At 70.8% G+C, this 16,192-nt stretch carries 15 protein-coding genes and 1 pseudogene; 13 read left to right on the top strand and 3 right to left on the bottom strand.

Annotated features, from left to right (window positions below):
• Window positions 1-72 precede the first annotated feature (72 nt).
• Together KUM44_RS02180 and mqnP are read left to right on the top strand one after the other, a co-directional pair.
• Window positions 73-1,530, top strand: coding sequence for a menaquinone biosynthesis decarboxylase (locus KUM44_RS02180; RefSeq protein ID WP_217205826.1), 1,458 nt, complete (start codon window positions 73-75; stop codon window positions 1,528-1,530).
• Entirely contained in the window at window positions 1,527-2,429 is a 903-nt protein-coding gene (mqnP, locus tag KUM44_RS02175) for a menaquinone biosynthesis prenyltransferase MqnP (RefSeq protein ID WP_217205825.1), read from the top strand. The genes KUM44_RS02180 and mqnP overlap by 4 nt, the downstream gene beginning before the upstream one ends.
• 37 nt (window positions 2,430-2,466) lie before the next feature.
• Here mqnP and KUM44_RS02170 read toward each other — a convergent pair whose 3' ends face one another.
• Window positions 2,467-3,090, bottom strand: coding sequence for a rhomboid family intramembrane serine protease (locus KUM44_RS02170; protein ID WP_217205824.1), 624 nt, complete (start codon window positions 3,088-3,090; stop codon window positions 2,467-2,469).
• Window positions 3,091-3,182: 92 nt separating this feature from the next.
• Between KUM44_RS02170 and KUM44_RS02165 the strand changes: the two genes are divergently transcribed.
• The 9 genes from KUM44_RS02165 to KUM44_RS02125 all read left to right on the top strand — a co-directional run bounded on the left by KUM44_RS02165 (window position 3,183) and on the right by KUM44_RS02125 (window position 11,230).
• On the top strand, window positions 3,183-3,857 hold the full coding sequence (locus KUM44_RS02165) for a UbiX family flavin prenyltransferase (RefSeq protein ID WP_217205823.1): 675 nt from the start codon (window positions 3,183-3,185) through the stop codon (window positions 3,855-3,857).
• A 102-nt stretch (window positions 3,858-3,959) separates the two neighbouring features.
• Window positions 3,960-4,415 carry an Lrp/AsnC family transcriptional regulator gene (locus KUM44_RS02160; RefSeq protein WP_217205822.1) on the top strand — a complete coding sequence of 152 codons (456 nt, stop codon included), beginning with the start codon at window positions 3,960-3,962 and terminating at the stop codon, window positions 4,413-4,415.
• Between the two features lie 59 nt (window positions 4,416-4,474).
• On the top strand, window positions 4,475-5,638 hold the full coding sequence (mqnE, locus tag KUM44_RS02155; protein ID WP_217205820.1) for an aminofutalosine synthase MqnE: 1,164 nt from the start codon (window positions 4,475-4,477) through the stop codon (window positions 5,636-5,638).
• A 64-nt stretch (window positions 5,639-5,702) separates the two neighbouring features.
• Window positions 5,703-6,365: a UdgX family uracil-DNA binding protein gene (locus tag KUM44_RS02150; protein WP_217205818.1), complete on the top strand. Its 663-nt coding sequence runs from the start codon at window positions 5,703-5,705 to the stop codon at window positions 6,363-6,365.
• A 16-nt stretch (window positions 6,366-6,381) separates the two neighbouring features.
• The gene (locus tag KUM44_RS02145) at window positions 6,382-6,906 is read left to right on the top strand and encodes a GNAT family N-acetyltransferase (protein WP_217205817.1); all 525 of its coding nucleotides are present in this window, start codon (window positions 6,382-6,384) and stop codon (window positions 6,904-6,906) included.
• A 96-nt stretch (window positions 6,907-7,002) separates the two neighbouring features.
• Window positions 7,003-7,308: a DUF4229 domain-containing protein gene (locus tag KUM44_RS02140; RefSeq protein ID WP_217205816.1), complete on the top strand. Its 306-nt coding sequence runs from the start codon at window positions 7,003-7,005 to the stop codon at window positions 7,306-7,308.
• 184 nt (window positions 7,309-7,492) lie between these two features.
• Window positions 7,493-9,142, top strand: coding sequence for an SPFH domain-containing protein (locus tag KUM44_RS02135; RefSeq protein ID WP_217205815.1), 1,650 nt, complete (start codon window positions 7,493-7,495; stop codon window positions 9,140-9,142).
• Complete coding sequence (locus KUM44_RS02130; RefSeq protein WP_217205814.1) at window positions 9,139-10,482, top strand: SPFH domain-containing protein; 1,344 nt, start codon at window positions 9,139-9,141, stop codon at window positions 10,480-10,482. The genes KUM44_RS02135 and KUM44_RS02130 overlap by 4 nt, the downstream gene beginning before the upstream one ends.
• A gap of 70 nt (window positions 10,483-10,552) precedes the next feature.
• Window positions 10,553-11,230, top strand: a complete 678-nt coding sequence (locus KUM44_RS02125) for a TetR/AcrR family transcriptional regulator (RefSeq protein WP_217205813.1) — start codon at window positions 10,553-10,555, stop codon at window positions 11,228-11,230.
• Here the strand turns inward: KUM44_RS02125 and KUM44_RS02120 are convergent.
• The gene (locus tag KUM44_RS02120; RefSeq protein ID WP_217205812.1) at window positions 11,212-12,111 is read right to left on the bottom strand and encodes a MaoC/PaaZ C-terminal domain-containing protein; all 900 of its coding nucleotides are present in this window, start codon (window positions 12,109-12,111) and stop codon (window positions 11,212-11,214) included. The two genes, KUM44_RS02125 and KUM44_RS02120, sit on opposite strands and share 19 nt — an antisense overlap.
• Window positions 12,111-13,409 (bottom strand): 3-oxoacyl-ACP reductase, encoded by a 1,299-nt coding sequence (locus KUM44_RS02115; protein WP_217205810.1) that lies wholly within the window; start codon window positions 13,407-13,409, stop codon window positions 12,111-12,113. Before KUM44_RS02115 ends, KUM44_RS02120 begins: the two co-directional genes overlap by 1 nt.
• A 152-nt stretch (window positions 13,410-13,561) precedes the next feature.
• On the opposite strand from KUM44_RS02115, the pseudogene KUM44_RS02110 reads away from it, so the two are divergent.
• Window positions 13,562-14,007: pseudogene (locus KUM44_RS02110) on the top strand (acetyl-CoA C-acyltransferase); the annotation flags it as partial.
• Between the two features lie 245 nt (window positions 14,008-14,252).
• Complete coding sequence (locus KUM44_RS02105) at window positions 14,253-16,181, top strand: long-chain fatty acid--CoA ligase (RefSeq protein ID WP_217205809.1); 1,929 nt, start codon at window positions 14,253-14,255, stop codon at window positions 16,179-16,181.
• The last annotated feature ends 11 nt before the right edge of the window (window positions 16,182-16,192 follow it).

Genomic DNA, 16,192 nt, shown 5'->3' with positions numbered 1-16,192 from the left:
ACGGTCGTCGGTGCCGGGGGTTCGGGCCCCCGGGTCAATGGCCAGGGTAGCCGCTCGGGGATACTTGACCCCATGGCTTACGACGATCTTCGTTCCCTGCTCAGGGCACTGGAGCGCGAAGGTGACCTCAAGCGCGTCAAGGCTGAGGTCGATCCGTATCTGGAGGTCGGGGAGATCGTCGACCGGGTCCAGAAGTCCGGCGGTCCCGCGCTGCTCTTCGAGAACGTGAAGGGCTCCTCGATGCCCCTCGCGATGAACGTCTTCGGCACCGACCGGCGGCTGCTGAAGGCGCTCGGCCTGAAGTCGTACGGCGACATCTCCGACAAGATCGGCGGGCTGCTCAAGCCCGAGCTGCCGCACGGTTTCGTCGGCGTCCGCGAGGCCTTCGGGAAGCTCGGCGCGATGACGCACGTGCCGCCGAAGAAGGTGAAGTCGTCGGGCGCGCCGGTGCAGGAGGTCGTGCTGCACGGGGACGAGGTGGATCTGGACCGGCTCCCGGCCCTGTTCACCTGGCCCAAGGACGGCGGCTCCTTCTTCAACCTGGGGCTCACCCACACCAAGGACCCGGAGTCCGGCGTACGGAATCTCGGGCTGTACCGCCTCCAGCGCCACGACAAGCGCACCATCGGCATGCACTGGCAGATCCACAAGGACAGCCGCAACCACTACCAGGTGGCGGCGAGGAGGGGAGAGCGGCTGCCGGTCGCCATCGCCTTCGGATGCCCGCCCGCCGTGACGTACGCCTCCACCGCGCCGCTTCCCGGTGACATCGACGAGTACCTGTTCGCCGGGTTCGTCTCGGGTAAGCGAATCGAGATGGTGGACTGCAAGACGGTGCCGTTGCAGGTGCCGGCGCAGGCGGAGGTCGTGCTGGAGGGGTGGCTGGAGCCCGGCGAGATGCTGCCGGAGGGTCCCTTCGGTGACCACACCGGTTTCTACACGCCGCAGGAGCCCTTCCCCGCCCTCAAGATCGACTGCGTGACGATGCGCCGGCGCCCCCTGCTCCAGTCGATCGTCGTGGGCCGGCCTCCGACGGAGGACGGACCGCTGGGCCGCGCGACGGAACGCTTCTTCCTCCCCCTGTTGAAGATCATTGTCCCGGACATCGTGGACTACCACCTGCCCGAGGCCGGCGGCTTCCACAACTGCGCGATCGTCTCGATCGACAAGAAGTACCCCAAGCACGCGCAGAAGACGATGCACGCGATCTGGGGCGCGCACATGATGTCCCTGACCAAGCTGATCGTGGTGGTCGACTCCGACTGCGACGTGCACGATCTGCACGAGGTCGCCTGGCGGGCGCTCGGCAACACGGACTACGCCCGCGACCTGACCGTGGTCGAGGGTCCGGTGGACCACCTCGACCACGCCTCCTACCAGCAGTTCTGGGGCGGCAAGGCGGGCATCGACGCCACGAAGAAGTGGCCCGAGGAGGGCTACACCCGCGACGGCGGCTGGCCCGACATGGTGGAGTCCGACCCGGAGACGGCGGCGAAGGTCGACCGCCGGTGGAAGGAGTACGGCCTGTGAGCAGCGCCTCCGCCGCGATCCCGCAGCCAGGACGTACGAAGGCGTTCCTGCGCCTCGTGATGATCGAGCACTCGGTGTTCGCGCTGCCCTTCGCGTACATCGCCGCGCTGACGGCCATGTTCCAGTGGGACAGGAACATCCACTGGGGCCGGCTGCTGCTGGTCACCATCTGCATGGTGGGCCTGCGGACCTTCGCCATGGCGGTCAACCGGATCATCGACCGCGAGATCGACGCGCGGAACCCGCGCACCGCCCACCGCGAGCTGGTGACCGGCGCGATGTCGGTCCGGCACGCCTGGACCGGCGCCCTGATCGCGCTGGTGATCTTCCTGGGCTCGGCGGCGCTGCTGAACCCCCTCTGCCTCGCCCTCGCCCCCATCGCGGTGATCCCGATGGTGGTCTACCCCTACGGCAAACGGTTCACGAACTTCCCCCAGGCCATCCTGGGCCTCGCCCAGGCGATGGGCCCGGTCGGCGGCTGGCTGGCGATCACCGGGTCCTGGTCCTGGGACGCGGTGATCCTCGGCCTCGCGGTGGGCATCTGGATCGGCGGCTTCGACCTGATCTACGCCTGCCAGGACGTCGAGGCCGACCGCGAGATCGGCGTCATGTCGGTCCCGGCCCGCTTCGGCATCCCGGCGGCGATCTGGGGCGCGCGCGTCTGTCACGCGGTGACGACGGCCCTGTTCGTCTGGTACGCCCTCGCCACGGACGCGGGCGCGCTCTTCTGGCTGGGCCTGCTGATCATCGCCGCCGCGTTCGGGTACGAGCACTCGATCGTGCGGCCGCATGACCTGTCCCGTCTGAACAGGGCGTTCTTCAGCGTCAACGGGTTCATCGGGATCGCCCTGTTCGTGTGTGCGCTGCTTGATCTCCTGCTCCGGGGGCTGACGGTCTGAGTCCGGGGTCTGACGGTCTGACCGACGTCCGTCGGCCCTAAAGCCCGCCCCCGGTCCTGAGGGCGGGCCCGGCTGCCCGGCGGCGCAGGACGAACGCCGCCGCAACGCCCGCCGCCAGCCCCACCAGATGCCCCTGCCAGCTGATGCCGGACTGGGTCGGGGCGAGGCCTGCCAGCATGGTGCCGCCCCAGATGGCGGCGACCAGGAGGCCGACCAGGACGCCGAGCGGGCGGCGCTCCACGAAACCGGTGATCAGGAGGAAGCCGAAGAGGCCGAAGATCAGGCCGGAGGCGCCCGCGGTGTTGGTGCCGGACGGCGATATCAGCCACACCCCGAGGCCGTCCGCGACGATGATCAGGGCGCAGACGGCGGCGAACCGGCGTATGCCCCCGAGGGCCGCGAGGAACCCGAGGGCCAGCAGCGGCACGCTGTTCGCGGCGACATGGGCGAAGCCGAAGTGGATGAAGGACGCCGGGACGACGTCCACCAGCTCGGACGGGGTGCGCGGGACGATGCCGAAGCCGTCGAGGGCGTGTCCGCTGGCCACGTCGGCCACTTCCAGCAGCCACAGCAGCGCGACCCAGCCCAGCATCAGCTTGGCCGCTGTCAGCGCGCGTTCACCTCGCGACCACTCGCGCTCCGCACCCCACGTACCCCGCATGGCAACCCCACCGTCCAACTCGTCCCCAAACGGGGAACGCCCGGCCACCCTTGGTCGGTTCCCACCCCGCGACGCCGGATAGGCTCGGTGTCGTGAACCCAGTCAAGCCAGGAGAGACGCCGCGTACGCCTTGGATCGTAGGGGTGTCCGGCGCTTCCGGCACTCCATACGCCGCCGCGGTGCTGCGCGCGCTCCTCGCCGCCGGGGAGAGTGTCGACCTGGTCGTCAGCAGGGCGTCACGGCTCACGCTGCTCGACGAGACGGGGATCCCGTTCCGCGACGCCCACTGGGAGGCCGACCTGCGGGAATGGCTGTCCCGCGGGGCCGACGGCAAGCCCGGGGCCTTCGAGGTCGACATCGCCGGCGTACGGCACTGGAGCGCGGGGGACCTCGCGGCCGGGCCGTCGTCCGGGTCGTACCCCGTCAAGGGCATGCTCATCGTGCCCGCCTCGACGGCCTGTGTCGCGGGCGTCGCGCTCGGGCTGTCCAAGGACCTCCTCCAGCGCGCGGCGAGCGTCACCCTCAAGGAACGCCGCAAGCTGGTCGTGGCCGTACGGGAAACCCCGCTGAACGGTCAGACCCTCCGGCATCTCGTCGCACTGGACGACGCCGGCGCCAGCGTCGTACCGGCGTCTCCGGGCTTCTACGCGGGCGCGACCCACATCCAGGACCTCGTGGACTTCGTCGCCGGACGCGTCCTGGACGCGGCGGGCGTCGAGCACGGGCTGTACCGGCGGTGGAAGGGCGAGCTGGGCCACGGCACATAAGGCAGGTCGACAGGAGGGGGAAGTCGCAGTACCCCTCATCACTTCCTCTCGTCATTGACTCTCATCACTTCTGGAACTCTTCAGCGGAAGGCTTCGAATCGCATGGACGCGGTGGACAGGCAGCTCATCCAGGCCCTGAGGGAGAACGGCCGGGCCTCCTACGCGGAGCTGGGACGCCTCGTCGGCCTGTCGGGACCCAGCGTCACCGACCGCATCAACCGGCTGGAGGCGGCCGGCGTCATCACCGGCTACCGCGCCACCGTCGACGCCGCCTCGCTCGGCCTCGGCGTCACCGCGCTGATCGGCATCTCGCTCTCCGACGCCACCGACCACGAGGACGTGGCGAACCGGCTGCGGGACCTGGGCGAGATCGAGGACTGCTGGTTCATCGCGGGTGACGACTCGTACATGCTCAAGGTGCGCGCTGCCGACGTGGACGGCCTGGAGAAGATCATCCGACGGCTCAGCGGCACCGTGGGCGTCTCCCGGACCCGTACGACGATCGTGCTCTCCACGAAGTGGGAGAACCGGGTCGGGCAACTGCCTGAAGAGGTCTAGACGTACGGTTGTCGAAGTCGTCGGAGACATCGTCGGTGTCGTCGGAGAGAGGTGTGGGCATGGACGTCGGGCTCAAGCGCGAGCTGGAGGACAAGGTCAGGGCCGGTGAACGGCTGACCCGTGAGGACGGCATCGCGCTGTACGAGTCGGACGACCTGGCGTGGCTGGGCGGGCTCGCGCACGAGGTGCGCACGCGCAAGAACGGTGACGTCGTCCACTTCAACGTCAACCGGCACCTCAACATGACGAACGTCTGCACGGCCTCCTGCGCGTACTGCTCCTTCCAGCGCAAGCCGGGGGAGAAGGACGCGTACACGATGCGCATCGAGGAGGCCGTCAAGCTCGCCAAGGCGATGGAGTCGGACAACCTCACCGAGCTGCACATCGTCAACGGCCTGCACCCGAACCTCCCCTGGCGCTACTACCCGCGCTCGCTGCGGGAGCTGAAGGCCGTCCTCCCGGACGTCTCCCTGAAGGCCTTCACGGCCACGGAGATCCACCACTTCGAGACGATCAGCGGTCTGTCGGCCTCCGAGATCCTGGACGAGCTGATCGACGCGGGCCTGGAGTCGCTGACCGGCGGCGGCGCCGAGATCTTCGACTGGGAGGTCCGTCAGCACATCGTGGACCACCGCACCCACTGGGAGGACTGGTCCCGGATCCACCGCCTGGCGCACGAGAAGGGTCTGAAGACCCCGTGCACCATGCTGTACGGCCACATCGAGGAGCCGCGGCACCGCGTCGACCACGTTCTGCGCCTGCGTGAGCTCCAGGACGAGACGGGCGGCTTCCAGGTCTTCATCCCGCTGCGCTACCAGCACGACTTCGTCGACATGAAGGACGGCAAGGTACGCAACCGCCTCCAGGCGCGCACCCAGATGGCGACCGGCGCGGAGGCCCTCAAGACCTTCGCCGTCTCCCGTCTGCTCTTCGACAACGTCCCGCACGTCAAGGTCTTCTGGGTGATGCACGGCGTCCAGACCGCCCAGCTGGCCCTCCAGCACGGTGCCGACGACATGGACGGCTCGGTCGTCGAGTACAAGATCACGCACGACGCCGACAACTACGGCACGCCGAACAAGCTGACCCGTGAGGATCTGCTGGACCTGATCCGGGACGCGGGCTTCAGGCCGGTGGAGCGGAACACGCGCTACGAGATCATCCGGGAGTACGACGGCCCGGACCCGGCGCGCAGGGAGGCGCCGCAGCCCATGCGCGTGTGAGTCCAGCCCCTGCGCACCCGCAGACGACATGGGTCCGACTCCCTGCGGCGGGTACTCGGACGCCATGGTGACCACCCGAGCGCCTGAGGACGCCTACACCGCAGAACCGTTCGTCCCGGAGGGGGCCCGCGGCCTTCCCGCCCTGCGCCGGGCCGCCGCCGAATGCCGGGGTTGTCCGCTGCACCGGGACGCCACACAGACGGTGTTCGGCGCCGGGACGACGCAAGCACGCGTGATGCTCGTCGGCGAGCAGCCCGGCGACCAGGAGGACCGGCAGGGCAAGCCCTTCGTGGGTCCTGCCGGGAGGCTGCTCGACCGGGCCCTCGCGGAGGCCGGCATCGACCCCGGCGAGGCCTATGTGACCAACGCCGTGAAGCACTTCAAGTTCACGCAGGCCGAGCCCCGCAAGCGCCGTATCCACAAGGCGCCCACCTTGCGCGAGATGACGGCGTGCGGCCCCTGGCTGGCCGCCGAGCTGGCCGTCGTCGAGCCCGAGTTGATCGTGCTGCTGGGGGCGAGCGCGGGCAAGGCGCTGCTGGGGTCGTCGTTCCGGGTCGGGGAGGTGCGCGGGGCGGTGCTGGAGCGGGAGGTCCACGGGCGGCCGGAGAAGCTGGTGGCCACGGTGCATCCGTCGTCGGTGCTGCGGGCGCGGGACGACGCGGACCGCAAGGCGGCGTACGAGGGGCTGGTCTCCGATCTGAAAGTGGCGGCACGAGCCCTGTCGTAATGGTTACGATGGCGCGGTGTCCCTTACTTTCACACTCGACCCGGCCGTCACTCCCGCCCTGCGCGACGGCGTCCTCGACCTGTGGACCGACGTCTCCAACGCGGGCGGAGCCGTCGGCTTCGTACCGCCCGTGACACGGGAGGCGGTCCGGCCGTCGCTGCTTCAGCACCTCACGGCCATGGCCGACGGCCGCACCCGGCTGCTGGTCGGGCACGACGAGGCGGGCGAGGTGGCCGCGACGGCCTTCTTCACCTTCAACACCCACCGGCTGATGACCCACTGGGCCTGGCTGTACACGGTGATGGTGCACCCCCGGCACCATGGCAAGGGCTACGGCCGCGACCTGCTGACGGCCGCCGAGCAGGCGGCCCGCACCTTCGACGGCATCGAGGCGGTACGGCTCACCTGCCGGGGCGGCCTCGGCCTGGAGCGGTTCTACGGCTCCTGCGGCTACAAGGAGGTCGGCCGGATCCCGGGCGCCATCAGGGTCGGGCCGGGCGACGACCGGGACGACGTGATCATGCTGCTCCCTCTCGTCTGACCCCCTGCTGACCGCCCGCCGACCCCCCTGCAAGATCGAGGGTCGCGCGTGCTTCACTGGACAGCGGCCCTTTTGGAATCGGAAGAGTGGATTGAGATGCTCCGCTACACACTGATGCGCCTCGGGATCTTCGCGGGCTGCCTCGTGGTCGTCTGGGGCCTCGTCTACTCCGGCGTCGCACCGCGCGGCCTCGGCGATTCCAACGGCATGTGGGTCGTCCTGCTCGCCCTGTTGATCTCGGCCCCGATCAGCTTCGTCGTCCTGCGCAAGGAACGTGACCGCGCGTCCGTTCAGATCGTGCAGAAGGTCGACCGCGTGAAGGCCAACCTGGAGGCCAACCGCAGCCAGGAGGACGACGTGGCCGACGAGGCGACCCGGGCGCAGGGCCGGGCTTCCTCCTAGTCCCTCCCGGTCCCTGACGGGGCACGCTTCCGGGTCCCGGCAGCGATACCGATCGGTAACTGTGCGGGGCACCCCCTTACCTTTGTCCGGATCATGATGTGGGATGACTGGAACCACATCGGCCCGACCGGTGTATCACCAGTAGGACCCGCATCCAACGGGCATCGCAACACAAGGGGGAACCGTGGCACGAGCGCGCGCCAAACAGGGCGCACGACGCGTCGCCGAGGCCGTCGCCTCCGGCACCGATCCGCGGAAGGCCGCGCAGGAGGAACTACAGCGGCAGGCCGGCGGACGCAGGTCACGCGAAGGCGGCGAGGAGTACGACGCGCAGGGCTGGGCCATCGACCCGGCCGACTTCCTGGCCGCCCGGGAGCAGGGCGGATCCACCGCCACCGTCATGCGGCAGAAGACGGTGCCGCTGGACGAGGCCGGTGAGGCGCTCGGCCGCAGCGAGCAGGTGCGCGAGGGCGGCGAGGTGGTGCACGCCATCTGCCCGATGGTGATCCCCAAGGGCCGCTCCATCGTCTCCATGCTGCCGGTGCTGACGCTGCTCGTGCTGAGCCTGGTGGGCGCGGCCATCGTCGGGTCCTCCGGTGCCGACGTGCTGACCAACCCGCTGTTCGGCGTGCACTCCTGGCTCATCGCCCTGCTCGCCGCCGCCTTCGTGTGGTGGCGCCAGGGCATGGTCATGGTGCCGGACGGCTGCCAGGCGCTGATCACCCGCTTCGGCAAGCTGGAGAAGGTCGTCGGCCCCGGCCGGATCGTGCTGCTGAGCCCGTGGAAGCGGGTGTCGTACATCGTCAACACCACGATCGAGTACCCGTTCAACGCGCCGGTGCGCGAGGCACCGACCAAGGGCGGCGTGAAGGCGTCGATCGACCTGTTCATCCAGTTCCGGATCAGCGACCCGACCGAATTCGTCTACACCCTGGGCGCGGTGCGCGGCTTCGAGGAGAAGCTGAGCAACGCGGTGAGCGAGACGATCCGCACCCTCGTCTACGAGCAGGAAGCCGCCGGCATCTACGACATGGTCGGCGAGGACACCGGCCGCCTGCTGGACCTGCTCAATCAGCAGTTCCGCCCGGCCGTCGAGCTGACCAACGCCAACATCACCCACGCCGAGCCCTCCGACCAGCGCTACCGCATGGACCTGGCGGCGCCCGAGATGGTGCGGGTGGCCAAGGAGGCGTACACACACGAGTACGCGCTCCAGCTCCGCAAGGAGCAGGACGAGGGTGACCTCACCCGGGAACTCGCCTCCAGCCAGGAGACGTTGTCCGCGATCCAGGCCGACATCGCCCAGTACCAGGCGCAGATGGACACGGCCGTGGAGCGCGAGACCAACCGCGCCGAGGCCCTCGCCCGGCAGCGCTACGTCCAGGCCGAGTCGGAGGCCAAGGCCAACGCGGCCCTGCTGGAGGCCCAGGCTCTCGACATCCGCGCGGTGACCGCCGCGGAGGCACCGGAGATCCTGGAGTACCGCTACCAGCAGCAGGTGCTGGACACCCTGGAGCAGGTCGCCGACCATCTGCCCCGCCTGGTCCGTATCGGCGGCTCGGCGGACGCGGGGATCGACTTCCTGGAGCTGGCCCGCGAGCTGATCGGCGAGCGCGGGACGGAACTGTTCACCGACGAGGACATGGCCGCCGTGCGGGCGCGTCTCGCCGAGGTGTCCGAGCGGATCGCCTCGCGCGAGGCGGAGATCGGCGCGCTGCTGGCCGCGGACCGGCCGACGGTGCCGCAGGTCCCCGACCAGCGCGACCAGGCCGCAGCGACCGACAGCTCCGACAGCTCAGACAGCTCCAACGTCTCCGAGGAGGCCGACCAGTGAGCACCGCCCGTTCCGGCCACCGTCGGTCGGTCATCTCCGAGAAGGTCGCCCCCTGGAGCGACATCGCGCGACTGCTGCGCGGCGGCGAGGCCGACACCCTGATCCCGGTCATCATCCCCCGCCACCGGCGCCGCCTGTGGTGGATGCTGCCGCTGTGGCTCGGCGTCTACGCCCTGCTCATGGGCGTGATGCTGACGCTGGGCGCGGCGGAGTCCGAGTCGGTCGCCGGGGATCTCGCCTACGGCACCCTCGCCACCCTCTCCTACGTCGGCGGCGTGGTGCTGCTGCTGATCGGCGCGCTGTGGTGGTGGCGTTCCTCGATCGTCGAGATCGAGCAGGGCACCAACGGCGTGCTGACCCGCTACGGCGCCGTCGTCCGCACCCTGGATGCCGGCCGCCACTACCTGTGGCACCCGTGGTCCCGGGTCGACTACGTGGTCGACACAGCCACCGAGATCCCGTACTCCGCACCGGTGATGGCCTGCCCGACGCAGGAGAACGTGCCGCTGCGCTCCATCGAGTTCTTCCTGAAGTTCCGCATCACCGACGCCGTGCTGTTCGTCCGCACGATCGGCGCGGGCAACTTCGACCTGGTGCTCTCCAGCGCCGTGCAGGACGCGATCCGCCAGCGCGCCCGCAAGATGCGCACCGAGCGCGCCTACGACCTGCGCGGCTCGGACGTGGCCGACATGCAGGAGCTGCTCAACCGCCAGCTGTCCGGCTACGGCGTACGCATCACCGGCTCCAACATCCCGGACGTGCAGCTGCCGGCGCAGTACCAGCAGCACCTGGCCACCCGGGAGCGGGTCGCCAAGGAGCGCACGGCGTACGACCAGGAGTGGGGCCTCATCCGCAAGCGCCGCATCGACCAGCTGGGCATGGACATCGAGCGGGCCAAGAAGGTGCGGGACGCCCGGATCGTCGAGGTCAGGGCCGCGCTGAACCGGGCCCGCGAGGAGGTCGCCCAGCTTCTGGAGCAGCAGGAGACCAACGCCCAGCGGGTGCGGTTCGAGATCGAGACGCGGGGCCGCAGCGGCCTGATCGCCGCCGAGAACGAGGCCCGCGCCCAGCGTGCCCTCGCCAAGGCCTACCGCGACAACCGCGCGGTCCTTCAGTACGAACTGGCCCGGCGCCGCCTGGAAGTGGGCGCGAACCTCGCCGGGAAGGCCCCGCAGCCGGTGGTCGTACGGACCGACGGTTCCGGCGCGGACACCTCGGCCCTGTCCACCCTGCTCACCGCGCAGCTGCTGCCCCGGCTGACGGCGCTGCCGTCGGGCGACGCGCGGCCGTTGATCGACCAGGTGGCGCGGTTCGCGGACGACGCGAGAGGCGACGAGTAGCCGTTCGTGTAGGCGGCGATGTGTGGCGGGCCGGGTGGGATCGCCCCTCCCGGCCCGTACGCTGATCGGCATGGGTGCCGTGAAGACCAAGCGGATGCCGCGCGCCGTCCGTGAGCAGCAGATGCTGGACGCCGCCGTGCGAACCTTCGGCCGACGGGGGTACATGGCCGCGTCGATGGACGAGATCGCCGAACTCGCGGGCGTCTCCAAGCCGTTGGTGTACCTGTATCTGAACTCGAAGGAAGACCTCTTCTCGGCCTGCATCCGGCGGGAGGCCGCCGCGCTCACCGAGGCCGTCCGTGCCGGAGTCCGGCGGGACGCGCCCGCCGACCGCCAACTCTGGGAAGGGCTCGGTGCGTTCTTCACGCACACCGCGCAGAACCCGGACGGCTGGGCCGTCCTGCATCTGCACGCCCGCACCCATGGGGAGCCGTTCGCCTCCGAGGTCGCCGCGATGCGCGCGGAGATCGTCGCGTTCGTGACGCAGCTGATCCTCGCGGCCGCGCGGGAGGCCCATCGCGACCCCGACCTGCCCGAGAGCGAGGTCGCAGGGCTCGCCGAAGCGCTGGTCGGAGCCGCCGAGTCTCTGGCGGACTGGGCCAATGCCACGCCCGGGGTGACGGCGCGAGAGGCGGCGGCGACCCTCATGAACTTCTCCTGGGCAGGCCTGGGCAACCTCATGGCCGGCCGGCCCTGGTCACCCCCGGCCGGGGCGCCGTCGGCCGCCGCTCACGAGGCGAGCGGGTAGACCTCCCCGGCCACGTGGACGCGCTCCTTGGTGCCCCGCAGCTCGAAGCGCCCACCCTCCGCCGCGTAGGTGACCGTCCCCGGCAGCAGCACGGGTGTCCTGAACTCGGCCTCCACCAGGGCCCGTTCCGGCAGGCCGTGCGCGGCGAGACAGCGGGCCACCGTCCACATGCCGTGCGCGATGGCGCGCGGGAAGCCGAACAGCCGGGCGGTGAGGGGGTGGAGATGGATGGGGTTGCGGTCACCGGAGGCGGCGCCGTAGCGGCGGCCGACGTCCCCGGCGAGGCGCCAGTCGGCGACCGCGGGGAGCGGCTTGGGAGCTTCCGGCGCCTCGGACGTTTCCGCCGCCCCCTGCGCCTGCGACGTCCCGGCGGCACCGGACGTCTCGCCGCGGTGTCCGTCCGTGCGGTGCCGGGCGAGGTACCTGCTCCGCGACTCCCATACGACGGCCTCTCCTTCCCGCACCTCGGTGACCACGACGGCCTCGGTTCCCCTGCGGTGCGGCACCAGCCCGTCGATGTGCACGGACAGTTCGTACGTGCCCGTCGCCGTCAGCCGCCGGTGCCGGGTGATGCCGATGTGGGTGTGGACGAGGCCGAGCAGCGGCAGCGGGAACTCCCGGGTGCTCATCAGCCGCATCGCCAGCGGGAAGCCGAGGACATGCGGATAGGTGATCGGCAGTGCGTCGTCGCCGGTCGCGAAGCCGCAGACCCGCTCGTAGCCGGCGAGCCGGGCCAGGTCGACGCGCAGGCCGGGCAGGACGAGCCGGGTCCGCGGGAACTCGGCGTCGGGGCGGGGTCGTTTGAAGGGGGAGAGCACAGCGCCCCGGGCGAGCAGCCCCGGCAGGGAGGGGGGACCGGTCAGGACGGTAGCGTTCGTCATCAGGCCCCCAGCAGGCTCTGGCCGCACACTCGGACGACCTGCCCGTTGACCGCGCCCGACCCCGGGTGTGCCAGCCACGCCGTCGTCTCGGCGACGTCGACGGGCAGTCCGCCCTGCGCGAGGGAGTTCATGCGGCGGCCCGCCTCACGGATGAACAGGGGGATCGCGGCGGTCATCCTGGTCTCGATGAAGCCGGGTGCGACCGCGTTGACCGTCACCCCGTGCTCGGCGAGTGCACGCGGCGCGAGGGCGCGGACCAGACCGACGATGCCCGCCTTGCTCGCGCCGTAGTTGGTCTGCCCGGCGTTCCCCGCCAGCCCCGCGATCGACGCCGTCGCCACGATCCGTCCGCCCCGCCGCAGCGTCCCGCTCTCCAACAGGGCGTCCGTCGTGCGCAGCACGCTCGCGAGATTGACGTCGAGCACCGAACTCCAGCGTTCGGCGGGCATGTTGACCAGGCGCCGGTCCCGGGTGATCCCGGCGTTGTGGACCAGGACGTCCAGCCCGTCCGGCAGCGCTGCGGCGATGCGCTCACCGGCGTCGGGGGCGGTGATGTCGAGCGCGAGGGCGGTGCCGCCGAGCCGGTCGGCCACGCGCAGGGCGTCCTGTTCGGCCTGGGGGACGTCGAGTACGACGACCCGGGCGCCGTCCCTGGCCAGCGTCTCGACGACCGCCTCACCGATGCCGCGCGCGGCGCCGGTGACGAGGGCGGTGCGGCCGGTGAGGGGGCGGTCGGGGTCGGCGGGAGCTCCGCTCTCGTCGTACGCGCCGACCTCGATCACCTGGCCGCTGACGTACGCCGACCTGGGGGAGAGGAGGAAGCGCAGGGTCGGCCCGGCTGCACGGGCGTCCGTCAGCCGTACGAGGTTAACGGTCCTGCCGCGCCCGATCTCCTTGCCGAGCGAGCGCGTGAAGCCCTCCAGGGCCTGCTGAACTGCCGCCTGGTGGTGGTCGGCGGCGTCGAGGGGCGCGCCGAGGACGACGATCCGGCCGCTCTCGGCGACGGACCGTACGACGGGCTGGAGGGCGGCGTGCACCTCGGCGAGCGTTTCCACGTCCCGCACCCCGGTGGCGTCCAGGAGCACGGCGCCCGGCTTCTCGGCGGACGCCGTCAGGTCAAGGCCCGTGTCCGCCGGCTCCAGCTCCGACTTGCCGGCCGTGAGCAGCAGCCGGTCGCCCTCCAGCGCGGGCCGCTGCGGTGACCAGCGTTTCAGCGCGGCCGGCTGCGGCAACCCCAGACGGCGGGTCAGGAGGCGGCCGGGCGCCGTGCCGGTGAAGGTCAGATAGCGGTCGGCCATGTACCACTCCCAGTGCTGCTCCGGTGCTGACTCCGGAGTAAGGTTACCCGAGGTAAGGCCATGGTGACGTGAGGAGTGGGTGGAGATGAGCCCCGTGAAACCACCGGCGGCACGGCGCGTCGCGGTCATCGCCGGCACCCGCGTCCCGTTCGCCCGCTCCGACGGCCCGTACGCCACCGCCTCCAGCCGGGACGGACGGGGCGGCGGTCGTCCTGCTGGCAGGCGAGGAGTGGGCCGAGCGGCGGGGGCTGGAACCGCTTGCGTATCTCACCGCGTACGAGACGGCCGCCGCGGACTTCGTGCGGGGTGATGTCGCGGGCGGCGAGGACGGGCTGCTGAAGGCTCCGGCGTACGCGGTGCCCCGGATGCTGGAGCGCACCGGACTCGGAGAAGCGGGGGCTCGGCCCCGTGGACCGTGCCCGTCTGAACGCGAACGGATCCTCCCTGGCCACCGGCCACCCTTTCGCCGCGACCGGGAGCGCGGATCGTGGCGTCGCTCGCGAAGTCGCTTGCGGAGAAGGGCGGTTCGGGACGCGGGCCGATCTCCGTCTGCGCGGCCGGCGGGCAGGGCGTGACGGCGGTTCTGGAGCGAGGGTAAGGAGAAGGTGAGACGAAGCTGAGGGGCTCTCACATAACCCCCGACGTTGCACATACCCGGCTCCGTACCGCCGCCGAACCCGCACAACCCCCACACGCGGGAGCCGTACGATCTCCTGCCTAACCAGCGGTAACCCGTTTCCGCAGGCCTCCGCATGCCTCCGCAGGTGAACGCCACGGTGCGCGAGGTACGTACGTCATGCAGCAAGCAGTTTCCACGCTGCACGCCCGCCGCAGGAGCCGCCCGTGTCCACCCCGCTTCCCTCCTTCGCCCCGTCGGCCGCCTTCGACGACGCTCCGGGACCGAACCTGGTGCAGCCCGAGACACGGCGACTGGACGGTGCCGTACGGGAGGCGTACGTACCGCCGTTCGCGCCGCCGGTCACCCACGGCTCGCTCGCGGACCTGCCCTTCGACAACGCGGCCGCGGCTCCCGACGCGGTGGTCCTCAGCCGCCGGGGCGGGGACGGGCAGTGGTCGGACGTGACGGCGGCGGAGTTCGCCGAGCAGGTGCAGGCGGTGGCCAAGGGGCTGGTCGCCGAGGGGCTGACCCCGGGCGACCGGATCGCCGTCATGGCGCGCACGACGTACGAGTGGACGCTCCTCGACTTCGGCGCGTGGGCGGCCGGTCTCGTCACGGTGCCCGTCTACCCCACCTCCTCCGTCTTCCAGACCCGCTGGATCCTCCAGGACTCCGGCGCGGTGGCCCTGGTCACGGAGACCGCGGCGCAGGCGGCCGCCCTCGGGCCCGAACTGGACCGCGTGCCCGACCTGCGCCACCTGTGGGTGATGGAGAAGGGCCATGTGGAGCGGCTGGCGGAGCACGGCAGGCAGCAGCCGGACGGGGAGGTGAGCGTACGGCGCGGCATGCTGGTGCCGGACACGCTCGCGACGCTCATCTACACCTCGGGCACCACGGGCCGCCCCAAGGGCTGCGCGCTGACGCACGGCAATTTCTTCGCCGAGGTCGACAACGCGATCGAGCTCCTCTACCCGATCTTCAAGGCGAGGACGAGCGAAGAGGCCTCGGTGCTGCTCTTCCTGCCCATGTCGCACGTCTTCGGACGCATGGTGGCGGTGGCCTGCATCCGGGCCAGGGTCAGGCTGGGCCACGCGCCCAGCCTGAAGGCGGAGGACCTGCTGCCGGACCTGGCGGCGTTCCGGCCCACCTGCCTGCTGACCATCCCCTACATGCTGGAGAAGGTCTTCAACGCAGCCCGTGCCAAGGCCGAGGCGGGCGGCCGGGTGTCGTCCTTCGACCGTGCGGCGTCCGTGGCCGAGCGCTACGGCGAGGCGATGGAGGCACGCGCGGCCGGCACGGGAGTCGGCCCGGGCACGGCACTCAAGACGGCCCGCGCCTTCTACGACCCGCTGGTCTACCGCCGTATCCGCAACGCCATGGGCGGCCGTGTGCGGTACGCGATCTGCGGCGGTTCACCGCTCGGCCGCCGCCTGGCCGCGTTCTACACCGGCGCGGGCATCGAGATCTACGAGGGCTACGGCCTGACCGAGACGACCGGCGCCGCGACCGTCACCCCGCCCCTGAAGCCCCGCCTGGGCACGGTGGGCTGGCCCCTGCCCGGCACCCGTGTCCGTATCGCCGCGGACGGCGAGATCCTCATCGCCGGCGACCAGGTGCTGCGCGGTTACTGGGACCCGGCGGCGGGCGGCGTGGTCCCGGCGGCGGCGGACGGCTGGTTGCCGACGGGCGACATCGGCGCCCTCGACGACGAGGGCTACCTCACGATCACCGGCCGCAAGAAGGAACTCCTGATCACCGCGGGCGGCAAGAGCGTGGCCCCCGCACCCCTGGAGAACTGGCTGCGCTCGCACCCCCTGATCTCCCAGTGCATGGTTCTCGGCGACCGCCGCCCCTATGTCTCCGCCCTGATCACCCTGGACATGGACGGCGTCAGCCACTGGCGCCGGATGAACGGCAAGCATCCCGTTCCCGCGGAACTCCTCGTGAACGACGACGAGTTGAGGGCGATCCTCCAGCGTGCCGTCGACGAGGCCAACAAACTCGTCTCCCGTCCCGAGTCGATCCGCCGCTTCGCGATCCTCCCGGCGGACTTCACGGAGAGGGACGGCCATCTGACGCCGTCGATGAAGCTGCGCAGGGAAGCGGTCATGCGGGACTTCGCGACGGACGTCGAGGGGCTGTACGAGAAGTAGCAGTCGGTACT

The organism is Streptomyces sp. AC550_RSS872 (genome assembly GCF_019049285.1).
In the GTDB taxonomy this organism is placed as follows: domain Bacteria; phylum Actinomycetota; class Actinomycetes; order Streptomycetales; family Streptomycetaceae; genus Streptomyces.
This window is presented reverse-complemented; position numbering and strand designations above follow the sequence as displayed.

Coding starts and splice junctions, on each gene's coding strand:
- KUM44_RS02180 (WP_217205826.1), top strand. CDS start 73: ATGGCTTACGACGATCTTCGTTCCCTGCTCAGGGCACTGGAGCGCGAA.
- KUM44_RS02170 (WP_217205824.1), bottom strand. CDS start 3,090: ATGCGGGGTACGTGGGGTGCGGAGCGCGAGTGGTCGCGAGGTGAACGC.
- KUM44_RS02160 (WP_217205822.1), top strand. CDS start 3,960: ATGGACGCGGTGGACAGGCAGCTCATCCAGGCCCTGAGGGAGAACGGC.
- mqnE (WP_217205820.1), top strand. CDS start 4,475: ATGGACGTCGGGCTCAAGCGCGAGCTGGAGGACAAGGTCAGGGCCGGT.
- KUM44_RS02150 (WP_217205818.1), top strand. CDS start 5,703: ATGGTGACCACCCGAGCGCCTGAGGACGCCTACACCGCAGAACCGTTC.
- KUM44_RS02140 (WP_217205816.1), top strand. CDS start 7,003: ATGCTCCGCTACACACTGATGCGCCTCGGGATCTTCGCGGGCTGCCTC.
- KUM44_RS02125 (WP_217205813.1), top strand. CDS start 10,553: ATGGGTGCCGTGAAGACCAAGCGGATGCCGCGCGCCGTCCGTGAGCAG.
- KUM44_RS02120 (WP_217205812.1), bottom strand. CDS start 12,111: ATGACGAACGCTACCGTCCTGACCGGTCCCCCCTCCCTGCCGGGGCTG.
- KUM44_RS02115 (WP_217205810.1), bottom strand. CDS start 13,409: ATGGCCGACCGCTATCTGACCTTCACCGGCACGGCGCCCGGCCGCCTC.